This window comes from Micromonospora sp. NPDC127501, from assembly GCF_040302185.1.
Classification (GTDB): Bacteria; Actinomycetota; Actinomycetes; order Mycobacteriales; family Micromonosporaceae; genus Micromonospora.
In genome coordinates, this window is sequence record NZ_JBEORJ010000017.1 from 93,575 (window position 1) to 110,803 (window position 17,229).

The following is a 17,229-nucleotide window of genomic DNA, read 5'->3' on the forward strand; positions in this document are numbered from 1 at the left end:
GACGCTCGACGGGGTCGACGGCATCAATCTGGTTCCCGTCGAAATGCTGTAGTCGCACCCCTCAGGGCCGGCCCGCCCCTGGCGTGGTCAGTCAAGATAGCGAGTGCCGTCGCGGCTTCTCGTCGTGCGTAGGCTCACCGCTGTGCATCCGTTGCTGATCGCCGAGACAGTGATGACGCCGCCGACCACTGTCGAGTGGTTGACCGGCACGGGGTTACTGGCGTGGTGCCATCGTTCGCTGCGCGTGTTGGACTCGGACCTGAACGTCGTGCTGGCGTGGGAGCCGGCCGACGAGGACCCGATCCTGGCGGTCGGCGTGGCTCCGGACCTGTCGCGGTTCGCGCTCGTGGGACCCCGACAGGTGCAGGTCCGCAGCGCTGACGGACGCGTCCGGTGGGCGGTCGAACACGGCAGGGTCTTGTCGACAGGTTGGCCCCGGCCGAGTTGTCACCTGGCCGGGGACGATCTTCTCTGGCTGTTTCTGCCCGACGCTTCCGGCGACCAACTCGTCGTGTTGGACGCGTCCGAAGTCGGCACCGAGGTCGACCGGCGCCCCCTTCAAACGGTTGAAGGATTTGGCGCATTCATCCTGGACGCCAATCGACGGCACGTCGGGCTGCACATCGGGGTGGGATCGGAGACCTGCCTCAGTTACCGCTGGACGACGAGCGATCGGCGGTTGGTCGCCGGGCAGACCATGAACGGCTGCCTGACCGACATGAACGCCGGCGGGAGCTTCTATCTCTCCATGCCGCACGGCAGCGGCTGGATCGCGATACGCGATGCTGCCGACGACAGTGCCCGGGTGGAGCGCCGCTACGACGACATCCCGGAGTTGGGCGACTCCGACGACTACCGGATGTACGAGGCCGCAGCCGTCGTATCCGACGACTGGGTCGTGGTCGGCGTCGCGACCGACCAGGGCGACGCCGAGCAGCACCTCCTACTCTCGACCCGCACTCTGCGCCCGCAGACCGTGATGGATTACGGCATCGACATGCCGCAGAACTCGATCCGGTCCGCCGGTGGACATGGACGGTGGATGACGCACGACGCCGGTGCTGGCGTGCTCCGGCTCTGGCAGTTGCGGGAGCCGCACACGGATGAGGTCGAGGGCCAGCTCGCGCTGCTGTAGGTGGTGCTGCTCCCTTGATCGTTGGCAGCTGAGCTGTTCGACACGCCGAGCGGCGCCCTGCTGAGCTGCCACCGATCGACGTGGCGATCCCGCGTACCGGGGACGGTCACTCGGGGGGAGCAGGTTGGGCAGGGCCGCCCGGTTGCGGTCGGCGATCCCACAGCACCAGACCGGTGAGCAGCATCGCGACGCCCAGACCGACCATGGCCAACCCCACGGTGGTGCGAGCGCCCCCGTCCAGATGGCCCGCCACGATCCACCCGCTGTCGATCCCGAACGCCAGTGGCATCAACCCCTGCGGGATCACCGGGATCCACCCGACCGTCAGCAACCCCAGCGCCCACGCGGTCGACTTGTTCTCCCGGTACCACTGCGCGTCCCAGGTCAGCGGGAGCACCGTCTCCGGGGGCCGGCTCCGCTGACCGGCCGCGGCGAGCACCGTCGTGCCGCGCCGGGCGAGCCGCTCGTCGGCCAGCCACACGCCACCCCACCAGGCTGCGGCGCCTCCGAGCAGCCCGACCAGCGGCAACAGCGGTGCCGCCTCCGCCGGACCCCAGATCACCAGGGCGAGCACCGGCGCGGCGGCGAGCAGCCCAGCCGCGGTGGCGACCAGCACACTGACGATGTCGGTCGGGTTGTCAGCCGCGGTCGGATGCCGCGGGTCGGCCACCGGGCGTACGCGTAGCAGCGACACCCACACCGGCACGGACGCGCCCGCGCCGAGCAGGGCCGGCAGGGTGGAGAGCGCGGCCAGCGGGTCGACGTCGGGCGCGAGGAGGATGCCCGCGACGGTGAGCAGCACGCCGATCGGGGTGACCAGCACCAGCCACGCCAAGGCCCGACCCCGGACCTCGGCCCGTTCGCCGCCCGGCGTGGTGAGCGGCAGCCACAACGCGGTGCCGTCCAGCCCGACCAGCCCGGCGGACATCGCCGCCGCGCCGAGCACGGCCAGCGGTCCGGCCCACGGCAGCAGCAGATCAACGTCGGACAACATCGGCAGTCCGGCGAGCAGCGTCCCGTACACCACAGCGAACGCCAGATACTGCAACCGCAACGGATGCCGCATCCAGGCCCGCAGCTCACGGCCGACGACCGCCCGCGTCGCCGCCGGCACCCACCCCAGCCACTCGCGTTCAGCCACGGCTGGTGACGCCGCCGTGGCCCGGCGCGGCCGGAACGGCGCGCCGGCGGCGATCACCCTTCGGACGAGCATGATGTACGCGGCGGCGCAGAGCGCCACGATGCCCAGCAGGGTCGCCATCAGGCGCACCCCTTGCCCGGTTGGCCCGGACGCGGCGGAGACCGGCCAGGCGCTCGGCACGTACGCCATGGCCCGGACCACCTCCTGCGGCGCTGCCACGAGCAGGACCGACACCCACGGGAAGACCGCCCAGAGCGACCCGGCGACACCCATCGCCGTGCCGGTGAAGATGCCGGTGAGCAGCGCACCGGCCGGACCGCCGGCGTGGCCGACGACCTCCAGCGCGATGGCCGAGCCGACCAGCCCGAGCAGCCAGAGCAGCACCGCGCCGCCGGCGGTGACGAGGACCGCCACGGTGCCGTACCGGGCGGCGTGCACAGGCAGCGCGGCGAGTGCCACCAGCGAGACGGCCGGGCCGATACCGATCGCCGACGCGGCGAGCAGACCGATCGCGGCCGGGACCCCGCCGATCGGCTCCAACCGCAGGTGGGCCGGGCGGACCCGGCCACGCCCACCGCCGAGCAGCAGCGGCAACACGATCCAGCCGAGAACCCACGCCCCGACGAGCAGCCCGAGGGTGTGCTGGTCGCCGCGGAGCGCGTACCGGATCAACCAGGCGGCGGCGAGCAGACCGACCAGACCGGCCACCGTGGGGCCGGGGTGCTCGCGCAGCGAGCGACGCAGCATCGTCGCGCGCATCCGGGCCGGCACCGCGATCGCGGCGAGGGTGCCGCGCGCGGTCAGTTCCCTGCTCATCGTGCCCCGGTCAGCCAGTCCAGACCGGCGCTGCCGGAGGCTTCGGCGCCGACCAACTCGACGAACCGGTCCTCCAGGCTGCTGCCGGCGGCGACCTCGGCGACCGAGCCGGCGGCGACCACCCGGCCCTGATGGATCACGGTGACCTCGTCGCACATCTGCTCGACGAGCAGCATCGAGTGGGTGGACAGCACGCAGGTGCCGCCACCGGCCACGAACCGGCGCAGCACCTGGCGGATGGTGGCCGCGGAGACCGGATCGACCGCCTCGAAGGGTTCGTCGAGCACGAGCAGCCGGGGCGCGTGCAGCAGCGCCTGGGCGAGGCCCAGCTTCTTGCGGGTGCCGGTGGAGCAGTCGGCCAGCGGGGTGCCGGCGCCCTTGGCCAGGCCGAGCACGTCGATCAGTTCGGCGGCACGGTCGGTGGCCGTGGCCCGGGGTAGCCCGCGCAGGCCGGCGCTGTAGCGCAGCAGCTCGGCACCGGTGAGGCGTTCCGGGAAGTCGAGGCCGTCGGGCAGCACGCCGGTCAGCGCGCGGGTCAGGCCGCGCTCGCGCAGCGCGTCGTGGCCGAGGATCCGGATCTGCCCGGAGTCCGGGGTGACCAGGCCGACGGCCATCCCGATGGTGGTGGACTTGCCGGCGCCGTTGGGCCCGACGATGCCGTGGAACGTGCCGGGGTGGACGGTCAGATCGATGCCGTCCACCGCGCGATGCGCCGCGAAGGTCTTGACCAGGCCACGGATCTCTAGTGCCGGGGGGATCACGCGCCGAGCATAGGTGACCTTGCGCGACCGTGTGGCCCGCCGCTTAGAGGTCCATGGTGGACGGAGCGCTCAGGCGACGTGCACCAGCCGGAAGCGTTCGGTCACCACCAGGGTGTCGTCGTCCACTGTGAAGTCCGGGTCGCCCAGCTCGGCGCGCACCTCGGCACTGTGCCAGAACGCCTCGTGCCCCGCACGCCACTGCGCCACCGACTCGTCGCCCTCCCCCTCGGCCAGGGCGTGTGGCAGGTCGACCTCGGCGAGCCGGACCACCCGTACGTCGGTCAGCTCGATGGCGGCGACCCGGCGGCCGGCGGAGTCGACCACGGCGGACAGGTGACCCACTTCGGGCAGCGGCTCGTTCGCGCACTCGTACCCGGCCAGCAGGCCGGTCGTCGAGGTCTTTGCCCCGGACAGGATCGCACCCACGAGCTTGTCCCGCAGGGGCCCCGGAAACGCGAACTCGGCAAGCGGAAGATCGTCGAGGTCCATCCGCGAAGGGTATGCGATCGGGTGCGCCGTGAGGGGCCGTCGTCGACATGCCCGCGCCGACGTGGCACGGTCTCGTTGTGGCCACCTACGGCGTCGCCCTCGTGCTACTTGTCGATCCGTCGGGTGCCGTGCTGCTGCAGCACCGGGCTTTCCCCACACCGTGACCGTCCACGTGTTCCACGGCACCACCACGGCTCGGCAGGAGGAGGTGGTCCTCGGTGAGGGGCAGGCGATGGTGTTCGTCCCCCGGGACGAGGTGCTCGATCGTGAGCTGGCGGTCTCCACCGCGCTCGTCCTGCGCATGATCTGACGTCGGGTATGGCTACGGCGTGGTGATGGTCTGCCTGTCGCGAGCCACGCAGTACACGTCGCCGGAGTTCGCGGCGTGCGGCAGTTCGTGCAGGTGCGTCGCCAGGTCCGTAGCGGACATCCAACGTCGGAACGTCATCGACTTGTCGTCGCCCACCGCGACGTCGAAGCCGTCGAAGCCCAGCGCGGTCAGGCGATCGAGACACCGGTCGGCGACCGCACGCGCGATGGTGGTGAACTCGAACGACAGCGCGGGCAGTGGGCGGCTGAGGCCGGCCAGCACCTCGTCCTCGAAACCCTCAACGTCGATCTTGGTGAAGGTGGGCACGCCGTACGTCTCGATCAGCGCGTCGACGGTGACCACCGGGACCTCGATGTCGGTATCCCACACCTCGCCCTCCCACCCGCCCGCGCCCTTCGCGGCGCGGACGAAGTCCGGTGAGGCGGTCGAGACGGTGGGGTTGGCGGAGTTGACGTGCAACCGGGTGCGCCCAGGGAGCGCGCCAGACGCCGCGTCGACCAGTGTCACCTGGTCGTCGTCGGCGTAGATCGCCCGCAGGACGCGCAGACACAGCGGCTGCGGTTCCACAGCGACGACCCGGGCACCGAGGCGACGGAAGCTGGCGATGTGGTCGCCCACGTGGGAGCCGATGTCGAAGACGAGGTCCCCACTCCTGACGAAGCGGGAGTAGAAGGCGTCCATCCTCGCGTCCCGTTCGGGATCGCCGTAGTAGACGTCCAGCGACCGGCGCAGCAGGGACAGGGCCGGGTCGTTCCGGAGCGCGGCGATCCTGGTGTCGGTGGTAGCCGTCATCTGTCTGGTCCAGTCCGTGAGAGAGATGGCCGGGTTACGGTCCGAAGGCGGTCAGGAACCGGTCCCGGAAGGCATCCATCCGCCAGACCGGCGCCTGCGGCCCGGGCTTCAGCCCGTCCTGCCAGCCCCACCCGGAGATCCGGTCCAACACGGCCCGGTCACGGGTGATGATCGAGATCGGCACGTCGTGGCTGGCGTTCTCGCCGGTGACGACAGCGGCGGGTTGGTGGTCACCGAGGACGATGAACACGAGGTCGTCGTCTCCGTAGGTCCGCACGTAGGAGATGAGCGAGCCGAGGGTGTACTCGATGGACTTTCGGTAGTCCGCCCGGATCTGGGCGGTGTTGCGGCGCTTGTCGTCCGACCTGCCCGCGCCGGCCCCACTGTAGACCGCGCCGTCGCCGATGTCGGCCCAGTCGAGCAGTGGCGGGACGGGCGTCCAGGGCGCGTGACTCGACACCAGCGCCAGCTCGGTCATCACGTTGCCGTCGCGCTTCGCCTGCTCCAGGCGCTGCCAGCTGGCCAGGGTGTACTGGTCGGGCGGGGTGCCGAAGCTGAACTTCGGGCCACGGTACGCGAGCGTCTTGGCGTCGTAGAACCTGTCGTAGCCGAAGAAGGAACCCTCCGGCCATGCCCTGGTGACGGCGGGCATGACGCCGACGGTCTGCCAGTTCGCCCGTCGGAAGGCGCCGTTGAGCGTCATCCGGTCACTGGCCAGCAGGGTGCGGTGCCGCTGGTCGTTGTCGATCCAGAGGCCGGAGAGCAGCGTGTCGTGCGCCAGCCAGCTGCCGCCACCGAAGGTCGGCGAGGTGAGGAAGCCGCTCTGCGCGGCGAAACCCGCCGTGCTCAACTCGCTGGTGCCGCGGTCGAGGACCGCGCCGACCTGCGGCGCGAACTCCGGGTCCTCGACGGCGTCCCGGCCGTAGCTCTCCACGAAGGCGACGACCACGTTCTTGCCGCGCAGCGCAGTCAGTAGCTGGTCACCCGGGGTGTCGCCGAACCTGTCGGCCTCGATCAGCGCGCCGAACGTCTCGCGGTCGTCGAGGCGCAGGCGCACCTGGAAGCCGTGACCGTTGGCCAGGGTGGTCGCGGACGTGTCGGCGACCGGCACGCCCTCGACCACCCGCACGTTGAACGCGGCGCAGGCCACCCAGACGACCACCAGCGCGGCCACGATCCTGGTGGTCCCGGTGCGGTGCCGGACCACCAGCCGCCGCAGTCGCCGCATCGACAGCGTGACCAGTGTGGGCAGGCCCACGAACACCACCGCCAGGGCGACGGCGACGCCGATGGCGGCGGGTCGACCGTACGACTCGCTGAGGAAGGCGAACCCCTCGTCGAGGAGCGCCCAGTCGAGCACCGGGTCGAACGCCCGGCTCAGCGAGGCGGTGAACCCCAGGTCGAGCAGCTTCAACAGGCCGAGCAGGCCGAGGGCCACGCCGGCCAGCGTCGCGACCAGTCGGCTGCCGCGAGACGGCAGAGCGAGCAGGAGGGCCACGACCAGCAGCGCCTCCAAAGGGATCCGCGCGAACGCCGCCGGGCTGAGCCGGCCGAAGTCGTACGGCACGGTGAGGACGAGCAGCACGAGCAGCGCGGCCAGCACGGTCGTCAGCCGGGCGGCGATGGAGCGTCTCGGCCGATCCTCGACGTCGGTGCCGTCGGCGGTCCCGCCCGAGGCTTCGCCCCTCATCGCCCTCCGTCCCTGGCTCGGCAACTGACGTACGCGCGTCAAGAGCGACAACCCGGGCATCCTTCCATGATCATTGCTGGGCGCGGCATCCGGGCGGCTCAGACGCGGGCGATCCCGCGTCGGGCCACGGCGACAGCGGGACGGTCCGACCACGCCAGCCCATCGGTAGTGCTCGGGGTCAGCTCGGCCCGCCCCACTCCGGCACCCGGGGCGCTGTGGCTCGCCGAGCTGGCCGGCTGGACCATCGCACCCGGAGCGCCGTGGATGACGGTGCGGCTAAGGCGCCGGGTCGACCAGAGCCAGGCGACGTCCCGCCCGAACGACTCGACCAGCAGCGCCACCGACACCACCAGCACCACTGTCGTCAGCGGCGCGGGCAGCACGTCGGCCATCGCCACCGTCAACACCACGCCCTGGATCGCGGCGACGACCTTGCTCCAGTAACGCGGCGGCGCGGATCCCCGCATCCATTCCAACACCCAGGTCGCGGCGCCGAAGAGGTAGCGCATCGCGCCGATCACGAGCACCCAGCCACCCACCGCGGGGGCCACGTGCAGGCAGAGAACCAGGACCAGGAAGGAGTCGATCTCCATGTCGAAGCGCGCGCCGAGCTCGCTGGCGGTCCCGGTGCGGCGGGCCGTGTACCCGTCCACGGCGTCGAGGGCCAACGCCACGCTGGTGAGGACGACCATCAGGGTGATCGGCGCCGACCGGCCGAACGAGTCTGCGGCCAGGGCCGTCACGCCGCCGACGAGGATCGCCCGGCTCAGGGTCACCCGGTCGGCCGGGCTGAGCGCACCCGCGCCCGAGCGGGACATCCCCCGGCTGAGCAGGGCGCACAGCACCACCCCGTACGCCAGCCCCGCCACCCAGCCCGCCGTGCCCAGACCGACCGTCTCCGCCAGCACCGCCAGCAGGACGATCTGCACGAGCAGTCCGATGACCGGACCAGTTCGAACCGTTGACATCGTGCCTCCGTGACTCTGGTGGGTGACCCTGACCGTCATCACGGAAAATATGACCGATCGGTTCATTCTGAACGCGACCCGGCAGGGCGCCACGGAGGGACGTGCCCCTTCGGCCGCCGATTAATCGTCCATCGTGGGTGGCCCACCCACAGGGGCGTCGATCGTCCCGTCCGGGTCAGGGCGTCGGCAGGGTGAGCACGTCCGCGCCGTCGTCGGTGATGGCGATGGTGTGCTCGCTGTGCGCCGTCCGGCAGCCCGTCGCGCTGCGGAGGGTCCAACCATCGGCATCGGTGACGAGCGTGGCGGTGTCCGCCATCACCCACGGCTCCAGCGCCAGCAGCAGCCCCGGGCGTAGCCGGTAGCCGCGACCGGGACGCCCGGTGTTGGAGACGTGCGGGTCCTGGTGCATCGTCGATCCGACTCCGTGGCCGCCGAACTCGGTGTTGACCGAGTATCCCGCCGCCTTCAGGACCGAGCCGATCGCGTGGGAGATGTCACCGATGGGGACGCCGGGGCCGGCGGCGGCGATCCCCGCCTGCAAGGCGCGTTCGGTCGCCTCGATCAGCGCGACGCTCTCCGGGGGCCGCACGTCGCCCACGATGAAGCTGATGGCCGAGTCCGCGACGACTCCACCCTGGGAGACGGCGAGGTCGAGCGAGAGCAGGTCGCCGTCGGCGAGATTGTAGTCGTGCGGCAGCCCGTGCAGCACGGCGTCGTTTACCGACGTGCAGATGTAGTGGCCGAACGGCCCACGCCCGAAGGACGGCTCATAGTCGACGTAGCAGGACTGCGCCCCGGCCTCGATGATCATGGCCTGCGCCCACCGGTCGATGTCCAGGAGGTTGGTGCCGACCACGCAGCGGCTCTTCAGCGTCTGCAGGATGCCGGCGACCAACGCGCCAGTGTCCTTCGCTCGCAGCACGTCGGTGGGGCTCAGGATCTCGATCATGCAGCGCCTTCCTCGGACGACCAATAAGTATCCCGGCCATATTATCCCGGTACTAGAATCGGAGCATGGTCAGGTTGCCGCTCACTCCCGCAGAGCTCGAACGCGGACAGCGCCTCGGTGCCCTCCTGCGTCGAGCCCGTGGAGAGCGTTCGATGCTCCTCACCGCGCTGGACGCGGGCGTCTCGCCGGAGACCCTTCGAAAGATCGAGTCCGGCCGGATAGCCACCCCCGCGTTTCCGACAATCGCGGCGATCGCCGACGTCCTCGGCCTCTCCCTCGACGCCGTCTGGTCCGAGATCAACACGTCGGACGGCAGCGCTGAACTCCCCCGACCGACGCGCACCGCGCGCGAACGGTTGGCCTCCTAGTGCGCTGCCGTCGAGCTGGTTGACGCCGCCGCGGGTGGGCCCGATTCGCTTCCGCTGTGGACGCCTTGTCGGCCAGGACTCGGTCAAGGCCTCGTCGTCGGGACGGCCTGTCGTCGGGTGCGAAACGCGGATGCGGTCAGGACCCGAATGAACTGCGGGCTGTCACTGCGCACGCCGGCAGAGCGCTTCCCACGATAGATAACCTAACAGTGATTCTTCCCGATCGGTATCGGGCAGACGCCCGACTGCGCAGGTCAGCGGGGGTGGCTAAGTTCGCCAATGCCCACCAACATGATCGGTGCGGAATCCGCGGGTACCTGGACGCTCGGTGACCTGAGCGTCAATCGGATCGGATTCGGCGCGCTGGTCCGAGCTACGTGACGCCGGACTCATCCGGCATCTCGGCCGGAAGGTTCGTCCCTGTGCAGGCAGCGACAACGCCCGTTCCCATTCCTCCGCGCGACACCTCGTGGCTCGTTGCCCGAGGACTCATCCCCGAGCACGGCCCTCGGCGCGTGCTGGCCTTCGCGACCTTCGTCAACATGCTCGGAAGTGGCATCTTCATGGCCAGCGCCGTGCTCTTCTTCACCCGGTCCGTCGGGCTTCCCCTCGCGCAGGTCGCTCTGGGGATGGGCATCGCGGCGCTCGTCGGGATGCTCGCCGGGGTTCCGGTGGGGCACCTCGCCGATCGTCGAGGCCCACGCGAGATCTACCTGCTGACCCTGGCCATCCGCGCCGCCACCATGGCCGCTCTGGCCCTCGTGCACACGTTCTGGCCATTCGTCGTCCTGGTCTGCCTGACCCAGCTCGCGCACTCAGCCGGCGGGGCGTCTCGCGGTCCGCTGGTGCGGGGCTTCGGCGGCACCAACCCTGGCCAGTACCGGGCCTATCTACGGTCGATCGCCAACCTCGCGGGATGTTGCGGCGCCCTCGCCGCCGGCGCAGCGGTGCAACTGGACACCCGCGCGGCCTACCTGGCCCTGGTCGTCGGCAACGCCGTCAGCTTCGTGGCATGCGCCGCCATCATCACTCGGCTGCCCTCGCTGCCGCCCGTTCCAGCGCCCCAGTTGACCGGGCGCTGGATCGCACTGAAGGACAGACCCTTTCTGGCAGTCACCGTGCTCGACGCCATCCTGGGAATACAGGGCCAGGTACTGGTCTTCGCGTTGCCGGTGTGGATCATCTCGCAGACGAACGCGCCACGCTGGCTCGTCGGGGTGGCCGTGCTGGTCAACACCGCCCTCGTGGCGACGCTGCAGGTCAGAGCGAGCCGGGGGGTCGACACCAGTTCAGCGGCAGGTCGGGCGATGCGCCGCTCCGGGTTGGCGTTCCTGATCGGGATGGCGCTGATCGCCGCCACGTCGGCGATGCCCGGATGGGTCGCCGTCACGGTGATCACGCTGGGGGTCGCCTCGCACACCGTCGGCGAGTTGTGGCACGCGGCGGGCTCACTCGAGTTGCAGTTCCGGTTCGCACCCGCGCACGCGCAGGGGCAGTACATGGGAATCTCCGGCCTTGGCACGGGCCTGGCCAACGTCGTCGCCCCTTCCATCCTGGGCCTGCTCTGCATCGCCTGGGGTGCCCCCGGCTGGCTGCTGATGGGCGGCATCTTCGTCGCGGTCGGGCTCGCCGCACCCGCGGTCGTCCGGTGGGGCGAGCGAACGCGCCCGGACCCAGCCGATGCCGTCTAGAAACGTGATCCGGCAGCCGGAACTCAACCGGGCGGAGACCGACCGAGCCCACGCAGGCCGGCCGGCGCGAACGGGGGAAAGCCGCGCCAGCTGCCTCAGCCTCATGACACGGCGCGAGCTGACCCCGGTCGATGGACGACCGGGGCCAGCGGGTGGTGCGCTCAGGAGGCGGCGATGCCCTCCATGCCGATGCCGTCGGCGAACTTCGGCAGACCCTCCACGGTGGTGACGAGATTCAGGGACCCGTCCTCGTGCACCTTGTAGCCCTGCACGTTGCCGGCGGTGGCGTTCTGCACGTACAGGAAGCCGTCACTGGTGGTCATGTCGATCGAACCGCCGTTGGTGTCGGCGGCGACGTTCTTGACGAGTTCGAGCTTGCCGTCGTCGTCGACCCGGTAGGAACTGATGGTGGAGCTGCCGGCGTTGGCGACGAAGAAGTAGTCGCCGACGCGCTGGATCCAGCACGTCGCCTGCTGCCCGTTGGGCACCGACGGGCCGACCTGGTCGAGCGCGCCGTCGTCCTCCAGCTCGAACCGGCTCACGGCGTTCGCACCCGACTCGGTGACCAGCAGCGAGTCATCGGTGTCGAAGGTGAAGCCGAACGGGGTGTTCCCCGCGTCGCTGATGACGGGGTTGCGGGACAACTTGCCGTTGCGACCGATCTCGTAGCTGAACATGACGTTGGCGGCCTTGGTCGACACCAGGACGAACTCGCTGTCCGGGTCGATCTTGACCTGGGCCGGGGCGGTCCCGAACGCGGGCGGGTTGCCGTTGTGCAGCCCGAGCGACCGGTTGGCGTCCTCGATCCGCGACAGGCGCCCCTTGTGCAGCTCGAAGCCCTGCACCGAGCCCTCGCCGCCGGCGTTGAGGACGTAGACGAGGTCGCCACGGGCCGCGACGCTGACCGGCAGCAGACCGCCGGACCAGATGACCTGGAGTTTGTGCAGCCCGGTGCCCTCGACGCGGAAGACCGTCACGGTGTTGCTGCCGGCGTTCACCGCGAACAGCAGTCCGCGGTGGTAGGTCAGAGAGCCCTGCGATGCCAGCGCGTCGAGCGGCGCACCGATGGTGAAGCCGCCCAGCCCGCCGGTCTCGTACTCGCCCGCCTTGGTGAGCTTGCCGTCCTCGTCCCGGTCGTACACCTTGATGGTGTTGCCCTCGGCCTTGTTGGTCTGGACGAAGACCGCGCCCTCGTCGCCATGGTGGTGGTCACCCCCCTTGCGGTCGTCGTGGTACCCGGGGCCATCGGCGGAGGCGGCGCCGGGGATCGATCCGATGCTGGTCAGACCTGCCAGGAGGGCTGCCGCGAGCGCGACACTGCGCTTCATCACTGACTCCTTGTGCACCCGAAGGGAGGAATACGAGTTTTCCTCTCCTTCGAAAGCTATCGGAGCAGGTAGGCGTGTTCGACTCACTTACCCTAAAGCGGTAATTTCGTGCCGTTACGTGGAATCAGCAGACGTGCGGGCGGATGTGACCTACGGCGAAGCGGACCGTCGGCACGTCAGGGCAGGAACTCGGCGGTGAGGCTGATCAGCGCACGGGCGGCGGCCCCGACCGGGCGGTCCACCGGGGTGGCGAGGGACGCCGTCCAGTTCAGGTCGACGCCGGCGACGCTCAGCAGGCGCACACCGTGGTCGTCGGCGACGGCGAAGCGGGGCAACAGCGCGATGCCGAGCCCGTGCCGCACGTGTTCGGCGCCGGTGGCGATGTCGGGGATCTCGATCGTCACGCGCCGGGACAGGCCGGCGGCGGCGAACGCCCGGTCGGTGACGGCCCGGTTGCCGTAGCCGACCGGGGAGTCGATGAAGTCCGACCCGGCGATGTCGGCGAGGGTGACCGCCTCGCGGGTCGCCAGCGGGTGGTCGTCCGGGACGACGAGGTCGAGGACCGAGCTGGCCAGCTCGGTGAGGTGGATCTCCGCCGGGGGCGCGCCGGGCAGAGAGACGAACGCGAGGTCGAGCCGGCGTTCCGCGAGGGCGTCGATGAGCCCCTGGGAGCCGTGCGGGGCGACGCTGGTGTGCAGCAGCACTCCGGGGTGTCGACGGTGGAACTCGCCGAGCAGGGCCGGCAGGTGCAGGAGTCTGGTCGAGGTCATCGTGCCGATGCGCAGGGTGCCGCGCAGGCCGCCGTGCACCTCGGCGACCGCGTCGCGGGCGTCGCGGGCCGCGTCGAGGGCGATCCGGGCGCGCGGCAGCAGTGCGGCACCGGCGTCGGTGAGGCGTACGCGCTTGGAGTTGCGGTCCAGCAGTGACGCGCCCAGTTCGCGTTCGAGGGTCTTGACCGCGGCGGAGACGGCGGACTGGACGACGTGCAGGCGGGCGGCGGCGCGGGTGAAGTTCTGTTCCTCGGCCACGGCGACGAAATACTCAAGTTGGCGGAGCTCCACGGCACCAAGTATCACTGATCGCGATCGTCGCAAACATCAACTTTCGTTGGACCTGATGCTTGGGCGAGGCAAGAGTGGGGTCATGTCCTTGTCGACCCTGACACCCCGCCCCACCACGTCCGACAACGGCGACGGCTCGTCCCGCCGGCACGGCCGTGGCTTCTGGGCGATCGCCCTGGCGTTCCTGACCGCGATGGCGTTCTGCACCGTGCCTGCCCCGCTCTACCCGCTCTACATGGCGCGGGACAATTTCTCCACGTTCATGGGCACTATCGTGTTCGCGGTCTACGCGGTGGGCGTGGTGATCAGCCTGCTGCTCGCCGGCCACGTCTCGGACTGGGTCGGCCGCAAGAAGATCCTCATTCCGGCGTTGGCGTTGGAGCTGGTGGCCGCCGCCCTGTTCCTGGGTGACCCGTCCCTGCCGGTGCTGCTGGTCGCCCGGCTGGTGAGCGGGCTGGGCATCGGCCTGATCACCGCGACCGCCACCGCATACCTCCAGGAGTTGCACGCCGCGCACCGGCCCGGCTCGTCCCGTCAGCGCTTCGAGATGGTTTCCACCGCCGCCAACATCGGCGGGCTGGGCGTCGGCGCGTTGGTCGCGGGCGTCCTCGCCCAGTACGTCGACGCGCCGCTGCGTACGCCGTACCTGGTGTTCGCCGTCCTGCTGACGGTGAGCATCGTGGCGGTCGCCCTGACCCCGGAAACCGTCGAGGAGCGGCTGGTCAAGCCCACCTACCGGCCGCAGCGGATCAGCGCCGACCACGGGGACCGCGCCGGCTACCTGGCCGCGGCAGCCGCCGGGTTCGCCTCGTTCGCCGTGTTCGGCCTGTTCACCTCGGTCGCCCCGGGTTTCGTCGCGGGTGCCCTGCACCTCCCGTCGCGGGCCCTGGCCGGCACGATCGTGTTCGCCGTGTTCGGCGGTGCGGCCGTGGCGCAGACCCTCACCAGCCGGCTGGCCGCCCCGGCGAAGGTGCGCCTGGGGCTGCTCGCCCAGGCCGTCGGCGTGCCCGTCCTGCTGACGGGGATGCACACCGCCAGCCTCTCGGTGTTCCTGGTCGGCGGGGTGGTCGCCGGCATCGGCGCCGGCGTGCTCTTCAAGGCCGCCGTCGGCGCCGTCGCGGCGATGGCCGCACCCGCCCAGCGCGGCGAGGCCCTGGCCGGGCTGTTCCTCATCGGCTACCTGGGGATGATCCTGCCGTCCGTCGGCATCGGCGTCGCCACCCAGGCCGTCACCGCCGGCACGGCGATGAACTGGTTCACCGGGTTGCTACTTGTCATGCTCGCCGGCGTGGCGATGCTGTTCCGCCACAGCGCGGCGGCCCCCGCCCGCTGAGGCGGACGCTCAGGTCGCGTCGGGCCGCCACCACGGTTCGAGGAGGGTGGGGTCGGCGACGTACTGCGCCACCTGCTGCCGCTGCTCCGGGGTCAGCGGCAGCGCCAGGAGTCGGGCGCCCCACTCGGGCACCCGGTCGGCCCTGTCCAACACGGTGGCCAGCTCGATCAGGCCGGCCAGCGCCATCGCCTGCTCGATTACCGGGGCGTCCTCGGCGCGGCGGCGCATCCCCGAGTCGAGCGCCCGATAGGCCGCGCGGTCGTCCATCTTGAACTCGCGCAGGATCCGCGCGTTGTCGAGCACCCTGGCCAGCCCGTCAAGTTCCTTCGACCCGCCGTACTCCACGTCCTTCGGCTCGTCCCGCTGGATGAAGACGATGGTGTTGCCCGACGGGTCGACGATGCTGAACCGCGACGACCCGGCGCGGTAGCGGGTCATCCGGGGTAGACCCTTGACCAGCACCTTGCCGTAGCTGCGGCGCATCGCCTCGGTGAACACCGCGTGGTACGACGCGACCGCGTCCACCATCACCAGGCAGCCGCCGGAATGCTCCTTCGCCGGGTCCAGGTCTTTGGGCGCCGGGCCGTAGTGCAGCTGGAACCCACTCCAGGTGAGCGCCAGGTACACATATGGCCTGAGCTGCTCGAAAGCCACCTCGAACCCGAGGGCCCGCCAGAACGCGAGGGTCTCCTCCGGGGCCGCGCAGTGCAGCAGCGGCACTGTGGTCTCGTTCGGTTGGACACGGTCCTCGTTGATCGTCATGGTCACTCCCGGTCCGGTCGGCAGGCCGGCCATTGTGCCAGCACCACCGAGCGGCTTCGACGGGTTTCGTCTCCTACCCAGGGAGGAGGCGCGCTCCGACCACCGGCCGCAACCGGGGCTCGGGGTCGGACGCGATCGGCGGACGCGGCCACGAACATCTACAGGCATGACTACCGTTGTGCGCCGGGCGACGCGCTGGAACCGCCCACTGATGTTTCTGGTATCCGTGATGGCGGTGCTCGGCGTCATTGCCGTCGTCGGCATCCTCGTCGACCCGCGCGTCCTCACCGGGGCGCCGATCTGGCTCAAGCCGTTCAAGTTCGCTGTGTCGTTCGTGCTGTACGGCGCGACGCTCGCCTGGATGCTCTCCCTGCTGCCGCGACGCAGCCGGGCCGTCGAGAGGGCGGTCGTCGTCATCGTCGCCGTGGCGGTCGTCGAGAACGCGTGGATCGTCGGTCAGGTGATACGCGGGCAGACCAGCCACTTCAACGACACCACACCTCTGAACACCGCGCTGTTCGCGGCGATGGGCGCGGCGATCATGGTGCTGTTCTTCGCGCACCTCGTCATCGGGATCGTGGTCCTGATCCAGCGGATCCCCGATCGGGTCGCCGCGACCGCCGTCGGGTGGGGGCTCGGCCTGTCCCTGCTGGGCATGCTCGCCGCGGTGCCGATGGCGCTGCCGATGCAGGACCCGGGGATCGAGGGTATCGGTGGGGCGCACAGCGTCGGCGTGCCCGACGGTGGGCCGGGGTTGCCGGTGGTCGGCTGGAGCACCACGGGCGGTGACCTGCGGATCGGGCACTTCGTGGGGCTGCACGCCCTCCAGGCGTTGCCGATCCTGGCGATCCTGCTGAGCCGGTTTGCGACGCGGTTGGACGAGCGCACCCGCGCTCGCCTGCTGGTCGTCGCGGGCGGCGCGTACGGCGTACTCACCGTGCTGTTGACGTGGCAGGCCCTGCGCGAGCAGCCGCTGCTGCGGCCGGACGGCGTCACGCTCGCCGTGGTCGCGGCCCTGGTGGTCGTGACGGCGACCGCGACCGGCCTGGTGCTGGCCCGCCGACGTCGCCCGGAACTGGCGCTGGCCGCGTGACCGCGACGCTGTTCTCCCTGACGTTCGCGGTGGCCGCGCCGTTCTGGGCGCTGATGATCCTGCTGCCGCGCTGGTCGTGGACCGCCCGGATCATCGCCTCACCGCTGATCGTGCTGCCGGTCGTGGTGATCTACGCGCTGCTGGTGCTCCCGGCGTTCGGCGACGTGCTGCCGGCCGTGGCGTCGCCGACCCTGACCGGGGTGCGCGACCTGCTCGGCACCTCCGACGGGGCCGCGGCGGGTTGGGCACACATGATCGCGTTCGATCTGTTCGTCGGGCGGTGGGCGTGGTTGGACAGCCGCGATCGGGGGGTGCCGGCGCTGGTGATGGCTCCGGTGCTGCTGCTGACCATCCTGCTCGGACCGCTCGGCCTGGCCGCGTACCTCGCGGTCCGGACCCGGTGGCGGCGGCCGACGGGCCCCCCCACCGGCCCCCAGCCCCAAGGGTGACCACCGCGAGCAGGCCGGGGCGACTGTTCCACAAGCGGGACACCCGGGAGGGGATGGCGCTGCGCGGCCTCG

Annotated in this window: 16 protein-coding genes and 1 pseudogene; 7 read left to right on the top strand and 10 right to left on the bottom strand. The window is 70.8% G+C overall.

All coding sequences use genetic code 11. The features are described 5' to 3' along the window. The first annotated feature begins 142 nt into the window (after positions 1–142). On the top strand, positions 143–1,135 hold the full coding sequence (locus tag ABTW72_RS29895) for a hypothetical protein (RefSeq protein WP_350864491.1): 993 nt from the start codon (positions 143–145) through the stop codon (positions 1,133–1,135). 106 nt (positions 1,136–1,241) lie between these two features. Here the strand turns inward: ABTW72_RS29895 and ABTW72_RS29900 are convergent, their stop codons facing one another. The 3 genes from ABTW72_RS29900 to ABTW72_RS29910 all read right to left on the bottom strand — a co-directional run bounded on the left by ABTW72_RS29900 (position 1,242) and on the right by ABTW72_RS29910 (position 4,342). Continuing rightward, entirely contained in the window at positions 1,242–3,092 is a 1,851-nt protein-coding gene (locus tag ABTW72_RS29900) for a hypothetical protein (protein WP_350864494.1), read from the bottom strand. After that, positions 3,089–3,853 (bottom strand): ABC transporter ATP-binding protein, encoded by a 765-nt coding sequence (locus ABTW72_RS29905; RefSeq protein WP_112669154.1) that lies wholly within the window; start codon positions 3,851–3,853, stop codon positions 3,089–3,091. Before ABTW72_RS29905 ends, ABTW72_RS29900 begins: the two co-directional genes overlap by 4 nt. A 69-nt stretch (positions 3,854–3,922) precedes the next feature. Next, positions 3,923–4,342, bottom strand: coding sequence for an ASCH domain-containing protein (locus ABTW72_RS29910; protein WP_350864497.1), 420 nt, complete (start codon positions 4,340–4,342; stop codon positions 3,923–3,925). A 160-nt stretch (positions 4,343–4,502) separates the two neighbouring features. Between ABTW72_RS29910 and ABTW72_RS29915 the strand changes: the two genes are divergently transcribed. After that, positions 4,503–4,652: an NUDIX hydrolase gene (locus ABTW72_RS29915; protein ID WP_350864499.1), complete on the top strand. Its 150-nt coding sequence runs from the start codon at positions 4,503–4,505 to the stop codon at positions 4,650–4,652. 12 nt (positions 4,653–4,664) lie between these two features. On the opposite strand, the gene ABTW72_RS29920 is transcribed toward ABTW72_RS29915, so the two are convergent. The 4 genes and pseudogenes from ABTW72_RS29920 to map form a co-directional block, all read right to left on the bottom strand. Next, positions 4,665–5,465, bottom strand: coding sequence for an FkbM family methyltransferase (locus ABTW72_RS29920; protein WP_350864502.1), 801 nt, complete (start codon positions 5,463–5,465; stop codon positions 4,665–4,667). A 34-nt stretch (positions 5,466–5,499) separates the two neighbouring features. Continuing rightward, positions 5,500–7,155: a sulfatase-like hydrolase/transferase gene (locus ABTW72_RS29925; RefSeq protein ID WP_350864505.1), complete on the bottom strand. Its 1,656-nt coding sequence runs from the start codon at positions 7,153–7,155 to the stop codon at positions 5,500–5,502. A 266-nt stretch (positions 7,156–7,421) separates the two neighbouring features. After that, positions 7,422–8,123 (bottom strand): annotated as a pseudogene (locus ABTW72_RS29930) (CDP-alcohol phosphatidyltransferase family protein); the annotation flags it as partial. Positions 8,124–8,298: 175 nt separating this feature from the next. Then, positions 8,299–9,072: a type I methionyl aminopeptidase gene (map, locus tag ABTW72_RS29935; RefSeq protein WP_350864508.1), complete on the bottom strand. Its 774-nt coding sequence runs from the start codon at positions 9,070–9,072 to the stop codon at positions 8,299–8,301. A 65-nt stretch (positions 9,073–9,137) separates the two neighbouring features. On the opposite strand from map, the gene ABTW72_RS29940 reads away from it, so the two are divergent. Together ABTW72_RS29940 and ABTW72_RS29945 are read left to right on the top strand one after the other, a co-directional pair. Beyond that, on the top strand, positions 9,138–9,440 hold the full coding sequence (locus ABTW72_RS29940) for a helix-turn-helix domain-containing protein (protein WP_091399313.1): 303 nt from the start codon (positions 9,138–9,140) through the stop codon (positions 9,438–9,440). 422 nt (positions 9,441–9,862) lie between these two features. Next, positions 9,863–11,131, top strand: coding sequence for an MFS transporter (locus ABTW72_RS29945; RefSeq protein WP_350864511.1), 1,269 nt, complete (start codon positions 9,863–9,865; stop codon positions 11,129–11,131). Between the two features lie 161 nt (positions 11,132–11,292). Here the strand turns inward: ABTW72_RS29945 and ABTW72_RS29950 are convergent, their stop codons facing one another. Further along, entirely contained in the window at positions 11,293–12,459 is a 1,167-nt protein-coding gene (locus ABTW72_RS29950) for a lactonase family protein (protein ID WP_350864514.1), read from the bottom strand. A gap of 176 nt (positions 12,460–12,635) precedes the next feature. After that, positions 12,636–13,520 carry a LysR family transcriptional regulator gene (locus ABTW72_RS29955; protein ID WP_350864517.1) on the bottom strand — a complete coding sequence of 295 codons (885 nt, stop codon included), beginning with the start codon at positions 13,518–13,520 and terminating at the stop codon, positions 12,636–12,638. 82 nt (positions 13,521–13,602) lie between these two features. Between ABTW72_RS29955 and ABTW72_RS29960 the strand changes: the two genes are divergently transcribed. Further along, positions 13,603–14,853, top strand: coding sequence for an MFS transporter (locus ABTW72_RS29960; protein WP_350864520.1), 1,251 nt, complete (start codon positions 13,603–13,605; stop codon positions 14,851–14,853). 9 nt (positions 14,854–14,862) lie between these two features. Here the strand turns inward: ABTW72_RS29960 and ABTW72_RS29965 are convergent, their stop codons facing one another. Beyond that, on the bottom strand, positions 14,863–15,615 hold the full coding sequence (locus tag ABTW72_RS29965) for a DUF8817 family protein (protein WP_350864523.1): 753 nt from the start codon (positions 15,613–15,615) through the stop codon (positions 14,863–14,865). A gap of 166 nt (positions 15,616–15,781) precedes the next feature. Here ABTW72_RS29965 and ABTW72_RS29970 point away from each other — a divergent pair, with 166 nt between their 5' ends. Together ABTW72_RS29970 and ABTW72_RS29975 are read left to right on the top strand one after the other, a co-directional pair. After that, the gene (locus tag ABTW72_RS29970; RefSeq protein ID WP_350864526.1) at positions 15,782–16,708 is read left to right on the top strand and encodes a hypothetical protein; all 927 of its coding nucleotides are present in this window, start codon (positions 15,782–15,784) and stop codon (positions 16,706–16,708) included. Further along, positions 16,705–17,157 (top strand): ABA4-like family protein, encoded by a 453-nt coding sequence (locus ABTW72_RS29975; RefSeq protein WP_350864529.1) that lies wholly within the window; start codon positions 16,705–16,707, stop codon positions 17,155–17,157. The genes ABTW72_RS29970 and ABTW72_RS29975 overlap by 4 nt, the downstream gene beginning before the upstream one ends. Positions 17,158–17,229 lie beyond the last annotated feature (72 nt).